The sequence below is a fragment of the Micromonospora sp. NPDC005710 genome (assembly GCF_040630995.1).
Taxonomy (GTDB): Bacteria; Actinomycetota; Actinomycetes; order Mycobacteriales; family Micromonosporaceae; genus Micromonospora.
The window spans coordinates 20592-35500 of record NZ_JBEXYP010000005.1; the positions used below are offsets into that span (position 1 = coordinate 20592).

Consider the following 14909-nt stretch of genomic DNA (forward strand, 5'->3'; position numbering starts at 1 on the left):
ACAGATGTCCACAATCAACGGCACCGACATCAAGAAGGTCGTCGTCGCCTGCGATGCCGGCATGGGCAGCAGCGTGATGCTGGCCAGCCAACTTCGCCGGCAACTCGCCAAGAACGCGGTGACGGTCGAGCACACACCGGTCAACTCGATCCCGGCGGACGCCGACGTGGTCATCTGCCACCAGGGCCTCGCCGCCCGGGCCCGGGTCAGTGCACCCGACACGGTGATCGTGCCGATCCAGGTGTTCATCGGCGACCCGGCTGTCACCAGGGTCGTCAACGCAGTGCAGCGCGGTGGTGAGCTGAGTGGCTGACCTGCTGGCCCGCGACGCGATCCGGCTCGACGAGCGGGCCGGATCGCGCGACGAGGCGATAAGCCGCTGCGGCGCCGTACTCGTCGAGGTCGGCGCGGTCGACCCGGCGTACGTGGACGCGATGTTCGCCCGCGAGCAGAGCGTCTCCACCTACATCGGGGAGGGCGTCGCCATCCCGCACGGCACGCTGAACAGCAAGGAATCGGTCAAGCGCGACGCCCTCGCGGTGCTGCGCTTCCCCGACGGCGTCGACTGGGACGGCTTCGACGTGCGGGTGTGCGTCGCCATCGCCGCAGCCGGCGACGGGCACGTCGACATCCTCGCCCAACTCGCCTCGGTGCTGATGGACCCGGAGCAGGCGCAGCGACTCCGAGAGTCGACGAACGTCGATGACGTGATCACCATCCTCGAAGGGAAGCCCTCGTGAAGGTCGTCCGATTCCACGCACCCGGTGACGTCCGCATCGAGGACGCACCCGAGCCCACACCCGGCCCCGCCGAGGTGAAGATCCGCGTCCGGGCCTGCTCCACCTGCGGCACCGACGTGAAGATCTCCCGCTTCGGCCACCACCACATCGCCCCACCGCGCGTGATGGGCCACGAGATCGCCGGCGAGATCGTCGACGTCGGCGGCGACGTCACCGGCTGGCAGCCGGGGGACCGGGTCCAGGTCATCGCCGCCATCCCGTGCGGTACGTGCGCCGAGTGCCGGCGCGGCCGGATGACCGTGTGCCCCAACCAGGTGTCGATGGGATACCACTTCGACGGCGGGTTCGCCGAATACCTGGTCGTCCCGCACAACGTCCTCGCCGTCGACGGGCTCAACCGGATCCCCGAGGCACTCAGCTTCGCCGAGGCGTCCGTCGCCGAACCCCTCGCCTGCGTCCTCAACGGCCAGAACCTCGCCGGTGTGGGGGAGGGCGACGACGTGGTCGTCGTGGGCTCCGGGCCGATCGGCTGCCTGCACGTCCGCCTGGCCCGCTCCCGCGGGGCGGCCCGGGTGTTCCTCGTCGACCTCAACCGCGAACGCCTCGACCTGGCCGCCAACCTGGTCCAGCCCGACGCGGCGATCTGCGGCGCCGAGACCGACGTCGTCGACGCGGTCCTCAAGCTCACCGAGGGCCGCGGCGCCGACGTCGTCATCACCGCCACCGCCGCCGGCGCCGCCCAGGAACAAGCGGTGCAGATGACCGCGCGGCAGGGCCGGATCAGCTTCTTCGGCGGCCTGCCCAAGGACAAACCGGTCATCTCTCTGGACTCCAACCTCGTGCACTACCGCGAACTGACAATCGTCGGCGCCAACGGCTCCAGCCCCGAACACAACAAGGAAGCGCTGCGACTCATCGCCAACGCCTCCGTGCCGGTCGCCGATCTCATCACCCACCGCCTGCCGCTCGACCGCACCCTCGACGCCTTCGGCATCGTCGCGCGCGGCGAAGCGATCAAGGTGACGATCGAACCGTAGGAGGATCCGTTGCCCAGCAGAACAGTCCTTGTCGGCTCCGCCAGCGGGCTGCACGCCCGCCCGGCGGCGCTGTTCGTCGCCGAGGCGGCGAAGCAGCCGGTGCGTGTCACCATCCGCACCGGCGACACCACACCAGTGCCGGCCCGCAGCATGCTCGCCGTGTTGTCGCTCGGCGCCAAGAAGGGCACCGAGGTCATCCTGGAGGCCGATGGCGACGGCGCGCAGGACGCCGTCGACACTCTGGCCGACCTCCTCGAACGTGATCTGGACGCCGCCGATGCGTGAACTTCGGGGGATCGGAGCCAGCCCCGGTGGCGCGGCGGGGCCGGTCTACCGGCTGGCCCCGCCTCCGGCCCTGCCCCCGCCGGCACACACAGTTGACGCCGAAGCCGAGAAGGCCGCCGTGCGGAACGCTGTCCTCGCCGTCGCCGCCGACCTGACCCGTCTCGCCGACACCACCCGGGACACCACCGCAGCCGAGGTCCTGCGCGCACAGGTCCTGATGGCGCAGGACGAGACGCTCATCGACGCGGCCGACATCGCCATCGACGACGGTGCGGACGCGCCGCACGCCATCACCGACGTACTCGCCGTACATCGGGCCGCCTTCGAAGCCGCTGGCGGTTACCTCGCCGAGCGGACAAGCGACCTCGACGACCTGCGCGACCGGCTCGTCGCCGCGTGCCTGGGGCTGCCCATGCCGGGCGTGCCGAACCCCGGCCACCCGTACCTGCTCATCGCCCGCGACCTGGCACCCGCCGACACCGCAGGCCTCGAACCGGCCCTGGTGCTGGGCCTGGTCACTGCCGAGGGCGGGCCGACCAGCCACACCGCGATCCTGGCCCGGACCCTCGGTATCCCGGCCGTGGTCCGCTGCGCGGGCATCCTGGACGTGACCGACGGCGCGTTGGTGAGCCTCGACGGCGGGAGCGGTGTCGTGGTGGCCGGCGTCTCCGCCGAGACCGTGACGACAGTCAACACCGACCGGCTCGCGCAGATCGAACGCCGCGCCCGCTCCCAGGGCCCCGGGCGGACCGCGGACGGCCATCCCATCGCGCTACTGGCCAACATCGGCTCCGCCCGCGACCTCACCGGCGAGGTGGAAGGCGTCGGCCTGTTCCGCACCGAGCTGCTCTACCTCGACCGCACCGACCCGCCGTCGCACGAAGAACAGGTCGCCGCGTACGCGGACGTCTTCGCCGCACTGCCCGGCCGCAAGGTCGTCGTACGTACCCTCGACGCCGGCGCCGACAAGCCGCTGCCGTTCCTGCGTCTGGCCGACGAACCCAACCCCGCCCTGGGCATCCGCGGCCTGCGGGTCGCGCGGCAGACACCGTCGGTGCTCACCACGCAGTTGGCCGCCATCGCGGCGGCGGCTGCCGCGGCGGATGCCGACGTGTGGGTGATGGCGCCGATGGTCGCCACCGCGGCCGAGGCGGCCGCGTTCACCGAGTCCTGCCGCGAGCACGGCCTGCCGACCGCCGGCGTGATGATCGAGGTGCCGGCCGCAGCCCTGCGCGCCGGCCAGGTGCTGTCCCACGTGGACTTCCTCAGCATCGGCACCAACGACCTCAGCCAGTACACGTTCGCCGCCGACCGCATGTGCGGTGACCTCGCTGACCTGCTCGACCCGTGGCAGCCCGCGCTGGTCGCGCTCATCGCCTCCTGCGCGGCAGCCGGCGTCGAGGCGGGCAAACCAGTCGGCGTGTGCGGCGAGTCCGCGGCGGATCCCGCTTTCGCCCTGGTGCTGGCCGGCCTCGGCATCACCAGCCTGTCCATGGCACCCCGCAGCATCCCGGCGGTGCGCGAGGCCCTGGCCGCGCACACACTCGACGAGTGCCGACAGATCGCCGAGGCGGCAGCGGCCGCCCCCAGCCCCGAGGCAGCCCGGGCCGCAGCGGCCGGTGCGTCGCGTCAGCTCCGGTACGCCGACGGCCTGTCCGTGCGCTGAGCTGCGGGGCGCCACGCGGACTGGCTCCGCGCGGGCCCGATTGCGGCCAGGGCCCGCCGTCCGGCGGACCCTGGCGCACAACAGGGACGGTCAGCGCAGGGTGTCGATGTCGATGACGAACCGGTATCGAACGTCCGATGCGAGCACCCGCTCGTACGCGTCGTTGACTGCCTCGGCGCCGATGACCTCGACCTCGGGGGCGATGCCGCGTTCGGCGCAGAAGTCCAGCATCTCCTGCGTCTCGGCGATGCTGCCGATGCCGGAGCCGGCGAACGAGCGCCGGTTGCCGAACAACGCGAAGACGGGCACCGGCAGCGGCTCCGCAGGCGCGCCCACGCTGACAAGCGTGCCGTCCAGACGCAGGAGACCGAGGTAGCTGGCCATGTCGATCGGTGCGCTGACGGTGTTGATGATCAGATCGAAGCTGTTCTTGAGCGCCTCGAACGTCGCCGGGTCCTTGGTGGCGTAGTAGTGCTCGGCTCCGAAGCGCAGGCCGTCGTCCTTCTTGCCGAGCGTCTGCGATAGGACTGTCACCTCGGCGCCCATCGCTGCGGCGATCTTGACGGCCATGTGGCCCAGCCCTCCCAGGCCCACCACGGCGACCTTCCTGCCGGGACCGGCGTTCCAGTGCGCCAGCGGAGAGTACGTGGTGATGCCCGCGCACAGCATCGGCGCGGCCGCCTCGTACGGGATGCTCTCCGGCACCCGCAGCACGAAGTCCTCGTCCACGACGATGTGGGTCGAGTATCCGCCCTGGGTGACGGTGCCGTCCCGGTCGACGCCCGCGTACGTCTGGGTGTTGCCCTTGAGGCAGTACTGCTCGTTGCCGGTGCGGCAGTTCTCGCACTCGCGACACGAGTTGACCATGCAGCCGACACCGGCACGTTCGCCGACGGCGTGGCGGGTGACCTCGGCACCGATCTCGGTGATCCGGCCGACGATCTCGTGGCCGACGGTGAGCGGGTAGGGAACACTGCCCCAGTCGCCGCGCACGGTGTGGATGTCGGAGTGGCAGATACCGGCGTAGCGGATCTCGATGAGAACATCGCGCGGGCCCAGCTCCCGCCGCTCGATCGTCGTACGCACGAGCGGTTCGGTGGCGGAAGGCGCGGCGATGGCGTTGACGGTGAGAATGATGTCCTCCGATGACGTGTTGCTGACCTACCTGCACCTCACCACAGCCGCGGCGGCGCTGCGAGTCCCTGTCAATGGGTGTACCAGCAGTACATCCCACCTCGCGGCCGCCCGCCGTATCGTCGAAGTCGTGGACAACCGAGTCGAGGTACGCGATTTTCTCACCACCCGCCGGGCGAAGCTCACTCCGGAGCAGGCTGGGATCCCGACCGTTGGGCAGCGCCGGGTGCCGGGGCTACGGCGCAGCGAAGTCGCCACGTTGGCCGGGGTGAGCGTCGAGTACTACGCCAAACTCGAACGCGGTCACCTGGCCGGCGTGTCCGCCAGCGTGCTGGATGCGATCGCCCGTGCGCTGCGACTCGACGACGCCGAACGGACCCACCTGCTCCGCCTCGCACAGGAGGCGAACGGCAGCAACGCGTTGCTCCGCCCGAACCGCCGACCAAAGCAGTGGACGGCCCGGCCCAGCCTGCAATGGTCGCTCGACGCCATCACCACCCCGGCGATCCTGATCAACAACCGGCAGGACCTTCTCGCCGCCAACCACCTCGGCCGAGCCATGTACAGCGACGTCTACACCGACCCGACAAACGCGCCCAACTTCGGCCGGTTCACCTTCCTCGACAGCGCCGCACGCCGCTTCTACCCCGACTGGAACCTCGCCGCGGACATGACCGTCGCGAACCTTCGCACCGCGGCTGGCAAGGACCCACACGACAAGGGCCTCCACGACCTGGTCGGCGAGCTGTCCACACGCAGCGACGACTTCCGCCGCCGCTGGGGCGCCCACAACGTGCGTACCCACGGCACCGGCACCAAGAAGTTCCACCACCACGTCGTCGGCGATCTCACCCTGGCGTACGAGAGCATGGACCTGCGCGCCGAGCTGGACCTCACCCTGATCATCTACGCCGCCGAGCCGGCCTCACCGACCGCCCAGGCGTTGACCCTTCTCGCCTCCTGGGCCGCCACCGCGCCCGACAGCAACAAGTCGGTGCGACAGCGGTAACGGCCACCGTCAGGGGTTGGTGCGTGCCCGCCGGGTAGGCAGAAGCCCGCGCGTGCGCCGCGCTACCCGCTCGATGGTCGGGTGGCTGTGGCCGGTCCAGGTGGCGTGGGCGGTGTGTCCGGCACGACGACGAGGCTGACGACCCGGCGTGTCCGGCTGTCGCGGGTGTTGCCGGTCCGGCTGACGACGGCGTGTTCGATCTCGGCGACCATCGCGGCGAACTCCTCGTCGGTCAGCCAGACGGCGGCCTGCCGGTAGACCACGCCGTCCCGGTGGGGGTCGGCGTGGTCGTGGCCGAGGTAGCGGTTGAAGTCGCCGAGCAGGGACGTCACGAACGTGGTGTAGGCGCGTCGGTGATCGTCGAGGGTCATCGCAGCCCGGGCGGCGGGGTCGATCGTGCCCTGGTCCTGCCGTATCCGGTAGCTGCGCTCCACAGTGCCGCGTACTCGCCGCTCGTCGACCACCTCCAGAACGCCTGCCTCAGCCAACACGGCGATGTGCCGGTACATCGTCGCTGGGGGGACGTCGGGTAGGCGCTCACGGAGCTGCGTGGTGGTCAGCGGGTCGGTGTCGAACAGTGTCTGCATGATGCGCATCCGTACGGGATGCAGGAGAAGGTCCGAGGTTGCCATCGACCCATCTTCCCACATACGATAATGTTCCCAGCGCCTGATAATGTTCGCAGGTGGTGAGAATAATCGGAGATGACACATGCGCGATGTCGACATGACGGCAATCGCAGACGACGGACTGTCCCTGGTCGGCACGCTGACCCTGCCCGTCGGTCCCGGACCGCATCCGGCCGTCCTGCTGCTGCACGGCTCCGGGCGACTGGATCGCGATTCCAACACCGCGCGTCTTCGGATGGACCTCGGACCAGCACTGGCCAAGAGGCTGGCACATGCCGGGATCGCCACGTTGCGATACGACCGGCGCGGTGTCGGCGCCACGGGCGGCGATTGGCGCCGCACCGGATTCACCGCCGGTCGGCACGACGCTGCCGCCGCGCTACGCGCCCTCGCGGTGCGACCCGACATCCGTGCGGACGCCGTCGGCGTGGTCGGACACAGCGAGGGTGCCGTTCACGCCATGTCCCTCGGGGCACTCCCGGAGGTGGCGGCGGTGGTACTGCTGGCCGGGTTCGCCCGCCCTGGGGAGGACGCCCTGCGCTGGCAGGCGGCAATGATCGCCCGCGATCTCCCCGCTCCCGTACGACCGCTCCTGCCGCTGCTGCGATTCCTGGCCAACCGGCAACTCACCCGGATCAAGGCAACCAGCACGGACGTGGTGCGCGTCCTCGGGAGGCCGCTCAACGCCCGTTGGCTGCGGGAACTGCTCGACCACGACCCGCGCCCGGAACTGGCGAACATCAAGGCTCCCGTCCTGGCCATCACCGGCGACAAGGACGTCCAGGTCGACCCGGCGGACCTGGACGAGATTCGTCGGCTGGTTCCCGGTGACATCACGGTCCACCGGATTCCCGACCTCACCCATGTGCTGCGTCGCGACCACGGCCGTCCGTCGGTGCGCTCCTACCGACGCCTGCTCCGCGAGCCGGTCGACCACGACCTGCTCGCGCAGGTGGCCGGCTGGCTCGTCGATCGACTGCATGGGACGCCCGACACGCTTCGTTTCAGCTAACCGACGACCCACCCCAGGCAGACCCCCCCGACAACCTCTGTTCCGAACCCCGCGAAGGGAAAAGGCGTGACCACCGCAAACCCTGCTCGCCAACACCACGGTCTCACCACGTTCTGGATCGTCACGTTCGCATGGACCTTTGCCTTCTGGCTCTTCGCGATCACACTCGACGAACCGGCGATGACGTCCCCCACCGTCGTCCCGTACCTTCTCGGTGGATTCGGTCCGGCGATCGGCGCGATAGTGGTCCGGATTCAGCGCGCTCGCCGCCACCAACCGATCCCCGCCCACACGGTGCGACTTCGGCTGCGACCACGACTGTTCTGGGCGCTGCCCATGCTCGTCCTGGCATCGGGGACAGTCCTGGCAGCGGCACTGCTCGCGGAGTTCCTGGGCGGCCCCGCGATGAGCCTGACCGAGGGGCGCGAATTGATCGCGACGGCGGGCGGAACCGTACCGTTCCTGATCGGCATGCTGATCGGCGGTCCGTTGGCCGAGGAGCCCGGTTGGCGTGGCACAGCCTACCCCCGCCTGCGCGCCTCGATGAGCCGCCTGCGGGTCGGTCTGCTGCTGGGTGCCGCCTGGGCGGTGTGGCATCTGCCGCTGTTCTTCATCAACGGGACACTCCAGTCCGAATTCGGCCTGGTCAGCTGGAGTGGCCTGTTGTTCACGCTCAGCGTCTTCCCGATGGCACTGCTCACCAGCTACGCCTACGAACTCGCCGGGGTCGCGGCCTCGGTAGCGGTCCACTTCGGCGTGAACACCACCATCGCGCTGCTCACCGTCAAGGCACCCGCCGCCCAGGCGCTCGTCCTCGCGATACAGGTCGTGGTGGCGGCCGCGCTGCTCGCGTCGCGACGCGACGGTGGACAGGACCGACCGGCGTCGGACCGCGAGTTGGCTCGTCTGCGATGACCCGGCAGATCGTCGGGGTCCAGCTGCCAGGCGTCCCCACGCCGACGGCAGGCAAGATGGACCGATGGCGACGATAAGACTGTTCGACAACGCCGATGCCGCGGCCGTGGCAGGCCTCATCGAACGCTGCCTACGGGACGTCAACAGTCGTGACTATCCGAGCGAGGTGATCGAGCGGATGTGCGCCCACTTCACCGCACAACGCATCAAGGAACTCGCCGTCCAACGACAGATGTTCGTCGCGGAGTCAGACGGGATCGCCGGCACCGTCTCCCGCGACGGCAACAAGGTCTACACCATGTTCGTGCACCCACGGGCCGCCGGTCGCGGCATAGGACGGCAGCTCATGCGCCACATCGAGTCGCTGGCGGCGACCGACGGCTACGACCACATGGAGACCGGGGCGAGCATCACCGGGCACGGCTTCTACCATCGGCTCGGCTACGTCGACGTCCGCACCACGGAGACAGAGTTCGGCTTCAACTACATCCTGCGCCGCGATCTGCCCTGACGAGGTGGCCACCGAAGTCGGTGGACGGTGCGCCCTCATGTCCGCTGGCATCCTGCGGCTGCGACAGACCGCCGGCGGATACGTCCGATCGTCCTGCGGGAGCCGTCAGAACGGGTCGGTGGCGCGCAGCCGCGGCCACCGCTGCTCGGTCCAGGCCCGCAACAACCACTCCAACGGTCCGTACCGGAACCGGGCCATCCACGCCGCACTGGCAGCGAGCTGCACACCGTAGACCGCGACCGCGATGAGGACGACGACCGGCGGCGCGACGGCACCGGCGAGACCCATCCCGACACCCGTGAAGACCAGCACGCAGAGCAGCGACTGACCCAGGTAGTTCGACAGGGACATCCGGCCGGCCGGTGCGAGGACGGCGACGACCCGCCGCCCCCGGTCGGTCTGGAAGAACTGGAGCACTGTGGCGGCGTACGCGGCGGCGAGCAGCGGCGCGGTGAGCACGCCCACCGTGAGGCCGGTCAGGTTGGCGGTGCCCCCGCCCGAGGCGAAGATGACCGCTCCGGCCAGGCCGATCGGATAGCCCAGCTGCTGCACCCGGCGCAGGAGCTGCCCGTTCCCGACGACGTCGGTGAGCAGCCGGCGCCGCCCGGCCGCGTAGCCGAAGAGGAACGCCGAGAAAGCGAGCGGCCCCTGCACGAGTAGCGTGCCGAACATCGCCGGCAGCTGACGTACGTGCTCGGTGACCACTGAGCCGATGCCACCCTGTAACGCCTCGGTGGACTGCTGCCCCGCCGCCAGTGCCGCCGCCGGATCGGTGACCAGTTGGACCCCCCCGACGGCGGCGAGCGCGAGGACGAAGCCGATCCCGCCGGTCAGCAGTACGGCAACCCGCAGCGCGGTCCCCACGCGGACCTCCCGCATGGCGAGCAGGACCAGACCGAGCAACGCGTACGTGGTCAGGATGTCGCCCTGGAACAGCAGCACCGCGTGCAGGATGCCGAGCACGAAGAGCCCGGCCAGCCGTCGCCGGAACCGTGGGGCGACGTCGACGCCGCGCCGTGCGGCGGAATCGAGCTGAAGCGTGAAGCTGTATCCGAACAGGAAGGAGAAGAGCAGGTACGCCTTCATCGTGAAGAGCAGCTCGACCAGCCACCGCACCCCCTGGTCGGCCCACGAGTCGTAGGTGGGATCCGGGACCAGGTGGAAGGAATAGCCGGAGGAGAAGAAGGCGATGTTGACGATCAGGATGAGGAGCAGCGCCACGGCGCGTAACGCGTCGACATCGACGATCCGGGGGGACGTCCCAGACGATCCCTCGTTGACGACTGGCGGTTGCTCGATGGAGAACGTCACGCGGCTACCCCCGTAACCAACAGAAAAGCGAATCCGATCGCTCCCTCCGACCCTACGAAGCGGCAGATCCGGGTGACAGCCGGTGAGCGGGAGTGTCGCCGGTGGGGCAGGCCCTACCCCATGGGGTGAGCAGCCTCGGCGGTCAGGCGGGAGTGACAGTCATCAGGTCGGCGAGGCCCGCGATGGTCAGGACGGGAGCCAGGAGTGGGCTGGTGACGAGGTGGATCCGCTCCACATGGGGAAACAGGACCGCGAGGCCCGCGCTGTCGAGGTACTGCAGTTCGGTCAGGTTGACGGTCAGCTGGCCGGGGGCGGCTTCGACGGCGCGGGTGAGGGCGACCGCGAACTCGTCGGCGTTGCTCATGTCGACCTCGCCGGCCGCGGTCAGTACGGGCGTGCCGTCGGGCTGGTGGCTGGTGGTGAGCGTCAGCGCGGTGCTCATGGGATCCTCGCCTGCATCTCGATTGTGGTACCTGTGGCACCGGGCGTGACGGTGATGGCGTCCATCAGGGCGCGCATGAGGACCAGGCCACGTCCCCGGTGGGTGTCGACGTCCGGCCGAGGTGTCTTCCAGCGCCCGCTGTCGGTGACGCTGACGTGCAGGCCGTCGGCGGTGGCGGTGGCCCGCAGATGGATTCGTCCGCCGGGGTTGTCGCGGTGGCCGTGCTCGATGGCGTTGGCGCAGGCTTCACCGGCGGCCACCAGGACGTTGTAGGCCTTCGTGGGGTCGAGGCCGCAGCGTTCGAGCCAGCTGCGCAGAGCGCTGCGTACTGGTGCGAGACCGCCGCGTTCGGCGGCGAATTCGAGTTCCAACGGGCCGGGCTGGCGGTAGAGCAGGACCGCGACGTCGTCGTCGTAACCCCCGGGCGGGGAGAGTTGGTTCATGACGTCGGTGGCGAGTGTCTCGATGGGGTGGGCGCGTCCGTTCTGGATCACGGCGACGACGTGGTCGATGCCCGCGGTGAGGGGTTGGCGGCGGCGTTCGACGAGTCCGTCGGTGTAGAGCATCAGGGTCGCCCGCGGCGGCACGAGTTCCTCAGCTTCGGGCCGCTCGGCGCGACCACGAACTCCCAGCGGGCGGGAGTGGCCCTGGTCGAGCATCCGGGTGGTGCCGTCCGGAGAGGTGACGATGGCGGGAGGATGCCCGGCGCTGGCGTAGCGCAGTCGCCCGGTCGTCGGGTCGAGGACGCCGCAGAAGACCGTCGCGCACAGGGCCCCGGGCAACTGGGCGGCGAAGCGGTCGAGCGCGGTGAGCGTGCGCGACGGGCTGGAGTCCTGCAGCAGCAGGGCGCGGCAGGCGCTGCGCAGCTGGCCCATGACGGTGGCGGCCTGCAGACCGTGGCCGACGCAGTCTCCGACGACGATGGCGATCTGCCCGTCGACGAGCGAGATGGTGTCGTACCAGTCACCGCCGACCTTCAGCGGCCGGGTGGCGGGTGCGTAGCGCACGGCGAAGCCGCTGGGCAATTGCGCGGGCCCGAGGATGGCCCGTTGCAGCGCGAGGGCGGTCTCGCGTTGCTGATCGATCTGCTGCACCCGGTGCAGCCCTTGACCGAGGTGACCGGCCAGCAGGGCCAGCAGGGTCTCATCCTGCTCGGTGACGGGACGACGTTCGCCGAGGTCGATCCACAGGGCCATCGTGCCGTGCGGGTGCTCGACGGCGATTCCGACGCCGGTGGTCTGGTCCGCGACAGTGGTGAGCAGGGGTCGGTCCCGCACGGCGATGAGGATCTGCCGGCGTTGGTCGGTGAGGGTGTCCCAGCGTTGGTGGGGGTCGGTAGTGGCGAACGTCGGGGTGTGCGAGCCGTCGAAGACAGCGGCGAGGACGCGGGTGGCGCGCCACAGCCCCTTCAGCTCGGCAAGGACGCCGTGCAGGGCGTCGGCGAGGTTGTCCGCCTGCGACAGCCGGATGCTCAGCGCGGCCAGCGCGCTCTCCCGTTGCACGGCGTAGTGCTCCGCCGTGACGTCCCGGAAGGTGCCGACGATGACCCGTCGGCCGGTGTCGGGATCCTGCACCTGGTTGAATGCGGCGGCAACCCACAGGCGATGTCCGTCGCGGTGCGTCACCGGGATGGTGTACGTGCCGGTGGTCTGACCGGTGAGCAGGGTGAGGGCGTCGGCGACCTGCTGGTGTGCCTCCGGTTCCGTCTCCAGGCTCGGCCACCAGGGGTGTTTGGCCGTGTAGGGAAGCCCTTCGGGGCCGTAGCCGAGGATGTCGGTGAAGGTGGTGTTGATCTCGATGACGGCGCCGCTGTCGTCGCAGACGAAGAACGCCTCCTGCAGCGAGTCGACAAGCGCGGTCCGCCACCGGGCGTGGTTGTTGCGCAGCCGGGCCAACTTCACGTTCGTCCGCACCCGGGCCAGCAGTTCGGCGGCGGCGAACGGCTTGACCAGGTAGTCGTCCGCTCCCGCCTCCAACCCCTCGATGGAGGCCTCCTGCCCGGCCCGGGCCGACAGCAGCAGGACCGGCATTCCCGCCGTACGGGGTTCGGCGCGCAGCGCCGCCACCAGTTGCAGACCGTCCAGGCCGGGCATCATCACGTCGCTGACGACCAGGTCGGGCTGGTTGACGCGTGCCGACCGCAGGGCCGCTCGACCGTCGTCGACCGCCTCGACCCGGTAGCCGGCCGAGCGCAGCAGGCGGGTGAGGTATTCCCGCATGTCGGCGTTGTCGTCGGCGACCAGGACGTGCGCCCGGTTCGGCGGCGCGTCCGTCGTCGTCTCCTGGACACGGCGTTCGACAACCTCGTCGGGCGCACTCGTCGCAGACGCGTGGGGCAGCCAGCGCAGCGCCTCTTCGACGAACGGCTCGGCGGTGGCCGAGATGTCACGCTCCTCGGCGGCAGCGACGGCGCCCGGCGGCAGGTGAACGCTCCCGAAGGGCAGCCCGATGGTGAAGGTGGTGCCCTCTCCGACGGTGCTGTCGGCGCTGATGTCGCCGCCCTGCAACCCGACGAGTTCCCGCACCAGCGCCAGACCGATGCCACTGCCCTCGTTCGAGCGGGAGCGGGCGTTGTCGATGCGGTGGAACCGCTCGAACAGGCGCGGCATCTCCTCGGCGGGCACACCGATGCCGGTGTCGGCAACTGTCACCACGGCCCGACCGTCCTCGGCGCGCAGTCGTACCCGGATCGCGCCGTCGAAGGTGAACTTCAGGGCGTTGCTGAGGAGGTTCAGGACGACCTTTTCCCACATGCCGCGGTCGATGTACACCGGCTCGGGCAGCGGAGGACAGTCCACCTCGAAGGTGAGGCCGGCGCGTTCGACGGCGGAACGGAACACGCTGGCGAGATCAGCGGTGACCGCGGCGAGGTCCACCGGCTCGTAGCGGGCCTGCATCCGTCCGGCCTCGATCCGGGAGAAGTCCAGCAGCGCCGTGACCAGCTTGCCGAGGCGCAGCCCGTTGCGGTGCATGACCTGCAACTCCTCGCGCACCCCCTGGTCGGTGTCGCCGAGACGGGAACGTAGCTCCTCCAGCGGTCCCATGATCAACGTCAGTGGGGTGCGGAACTCGTGGCTGATGTTGGAGAAGAACGCCGTCTTGGCGCGGTCGATCTCGGCGAGTTGCTCGGCCCGCTGCTGCTGCGCCTGGTAGCTGCGCGCGCTCGCGATCCCGGCCGCCACGTGGCCTGCGGCCAGTTCGAGGAAGCCTCGGTAACCGTCGTCGAGGGGGCGGTAACGGTTCAGGCCGGCCACCAGGAAGCCGTACGGGGTGCCGCCCTGTTGCAGCAGCGGCACCAGGAGTGCCTGTGCGGGCGGCTGCGACCACGCGCCGGTCGGTAGTCCGACGAAGGGGGCGCCGTCGAGCGGGACACGTGGTGACTCACCCCGCACCAGTGCTGCCACCGGCCACACCGGGGTCGGGTCGTCCGCCGCAATCGTCCGGGGGACCGCGGTGTGACCTGCGGATATGCCCGCAGCCGTGGCCAGGCGGGCGCTGCCGTCGTCGTCGAGGAGGTAGATCGCCGTGAACGGCAGGTCGAGGCCGTTGCGGCTGAGCTGCCGGCCGGCGAAGGTCAACATCTCCTCTTCGGTACGCACCACGCTGGGATCGGAGCCGAGGTCACGCAACGTGGTCATCCGCCGTTCGCCGACGACCCGCTCGGTGTCCTCGCTGACCACGCACAGCATGCCGACGAGAGCGTTGTCGTCGTCGCGGAGTGGGCTGTAGGAGAAGGTGTGGTAGCTCTCCTCCCGGTAACCGGACCGCTCCAGGAACAGCAGCAACGCCTGGTCCCAGGTCGCCACCCCGGTGCTCAGCACCCGATCGATGCGGGGGCCGATGTCCGGCCAGATCTCCGCCCACACCTCGCTGGCCGGGCGACCCAGAGCCCACGGGTACTTGCGGCCGAGGGTGTCCCGTCGGTATGCGGCGTTGCAGAAGAACGTCAGGTCAGGACCCCAGGCCATCCACATCGGGAAGCGCGACGACAGCAGGATGCTCACCGCCGTCCGCAGGCTCTGCGGCCAGCCGGAGGGATCCCCGAGCGGTGTCGACGCCCAGGCCACCTGCCCGAGGTCATGGCCGATCTCGCCGTCGCCCGCGAAGACGTCGGCGCTGGTGGAAGACCGTTCTGCGGCGCTGCTCATCGTTGCGACACTCCCTCGAACCGCACACCTGACCCGGCCGCACCGTCTCGCCGCCAGGATCGGTGCCGCC

At 70.0% G+C, this 14909-nt stretch carries 14 protein-coding genes; 9 read left to right on the top strand and 5 right to left on the bottom strand.

Annotated elements, in window-relative coordinates:
• Positions 1-4: 4 nt before the first annotated feature.
• Genes ABZ406_RS08465 through ptsP form a run of 5 tightly spaced genes read left to right on the top strand, consistent with a single transcriptional unit; the run spans position 5 to position 3728 of the window.
• Entirely contained in the window at positions 5-313 is a 309-nt protein-coding gene (locus ABZ406_RS08465; protein WP_357757372.1) for a PTS lactose transporter subunit IIB, read from the top strand.
• Positions 306-740, top strand: coding sequence for a PTS sugar transporter subunit IIA (locus tag ABZ406_RS08470; RefSeq protein WP_357757374.1), 435 nt, complete (start codon positions 306-308; stop codon positions 738-740). Before ABZ406_RS08465 ends, ABZ406_RS08470 begins: the two co-directional genes overlap by 8 nt.
• Positions 737-1777 (top strand): zinc-dependent dehydrogenase, encoded by a 1041-nt coding sequence (locus tag ABZ406_RS08475; RefSeq protein ID WP_357757377.1) that lies wholly within the window; start codon positions 737-739, stop codon positions 1775-1777. Before ABZ406_RS08470 ends, ABZ406_RS08475 begins: the two co-directional genes overlap by 4 nt.
• A gap of 9 nt (positions 1778-1786) precedes the next feature.
• On the top strand, positions 1787-2062 hold the full coding sequence (locus ABZ406_RS08480) for an HPr family phosphocarrier protein (RefSeq protein WP_357757380.1): 276 nt from the start codon (positions 1787-1789) through the stop codon (positions 2060-2062).
• A complete protein-coding gene (gene ptsP / locus ABZ406_RS08485; protein ID WP_357757383.1) occupies positions 2055-3728 on the top strand; it encodes a phosphoenolpyruvate--protein phosphotransferase in 1674 nt (557 codons plus the stop codon). Before ABZ406_RS08480 ends, ptsP begins: the two co-directional genes overlap by 8 nt.
• A gap of 90 nt (positions 3729-3818) precedes the next feature.
• Here the strand turns inward: ptsP and ABZ406_RS08490 are convergent, their stop codons facing one another.
• A complete protein-coding gene (locus ABZ406_RS08490) occupies positions 3819-4862 on the bottom strand; it encodes an NAD(P)-dependent alcohol dehydrogenase (RefSeq protein ID WP_357758161.1) in 1044 nt (347 codons plus the stop codon).
• A 130-nt stretch (positions 4863-4992) separates the two neighbouring features.
• On the opposite strand from ABZ406_RS08490, the gene ABZ406_RS08495 reads away from it, so the two are divergent.
• A complete protein-coding gene (locus ABZ406_RS08495) occupies positions 4993-5871 on the top strand; it encodes a helix-turn-helix transcriptional regulator (protein ID WP_357757385.1) in 879 nt (292 codons plus the stop codon).
• A gap of 62 nt (positions 5872-5933) precedes the next feature.
• On the opposite strand, the gene ABZ406_RS08500 is transcribed toward ABZ406_RS08495, so the two are convergent.
• Positions 5934-6503: a helix-turn-helix domain-containing protein gene (locus tag ABZ406_RS08500; RefSeq protein ID WP_357757388.1), complete on the bottom strand. Its 570-nt coding sequence runs from the start codon at positions 6501-6503 to the stop codon at positions 5934-5936.
• A gap of 94 nt (positions 6504-6597) precedes the next feature.
• On the opposite strand from ABZ406_RS08500, the gene ABZ406_RS08505 reads away from it, so the two are divergent.
• From ABZ406_RS08505 to ABZ406_RS08515, 3 genes are all read left to right on the top strand, one after another.
• Positions 6598-7512 carry an alpha/beta fold hydrolase gene (locus ABZ406_RS08505; protein ID WP_357757391.1) on the top strand — a complete coding sequence of 305 codons (915 nt, stop codon included), beginning with the start codon at positions 6598-6600 and terminating at the stop codon, positions 7510-7512.
• 66 nt (positions 7513-7578) lie between these two features.
• Complete coding sequence (locus ABZ406_RS08510) at positions 7579-8427, top strand: type II CAAX endopeptidase family protein (RefSeq protein ID WP_357757393.1); 849 nt, start codon at positions 7579-7581, stop codon at positions 8425-8427.
• A 64-nt stretch (positions 8428-8491) separates the two neighbouring features.
• Positions 8492-8938 carry a GNAT family N-acetyltransferase gene (locus tag ABZ406_RS08515; RefSeq protein ID WP_357757396.1) on the top strand — a complete coding sequence of 149 codons (447 nt, stop codon included), beginning with the start codon at positions 8492-8494 and terminating at the stop codon, positions 8936-8938.
• A gap of 105 nt (positions 8939-9043) precedes the next feature.
• On the opposite strand, the gene ABZ406_RS08520 is transcribed toward ABZ406_RS08515, so the two are convergent.
• From ABZ406_RS08520 to ABZ406_RS08530, 3 genes are all read right to left on the bottom strand, one after another.
• Positions 9044-10249 carry a DUF418 domain-containing protein gene (locus ABZ406_RS08520; RefSeq protein ID WP_357757399.1) on the bottom strand — a complete coding sequence of 402 codons (1206 nt, stop codon included), beginning with the start codon at positions 10247-10249 and terminating at the stop codon, positions 9044-9046.
• 142 nt (positions 10250-10391) lie between these two features.
• Positions 10392-10691 carry an STAS domain-containing protein gene (locus tag ABZ406_RS08525; protein ID WP_357757402.1) on the bottom strand — a complete coding sequence of 100 codons (300 nt, stop codon included), beginning with the start codon at positions 10689-10691 and terminating at the stop codon, positions 10392-10394.
• Positions 10688-14839 carry a SpoIIE family protein phosphatase gene (locus ABZ406_RS08530; RefSeq protein ID WP_357757405.1) on the bottom strand — a complete coding sequence of 1384 codons (4152 nt, stop codon included), beginning with the start codon at positions 14837-14839 and terminating at the stop codon, positions 10688-10690. The genes ABZ406_RS08525 and ABZ406_RS08530 overlap by 4 nt, the downstream gene beginning before the upstream one ends.
• Positions 14840-14909 lie beyond the last annotated feature (70 nt).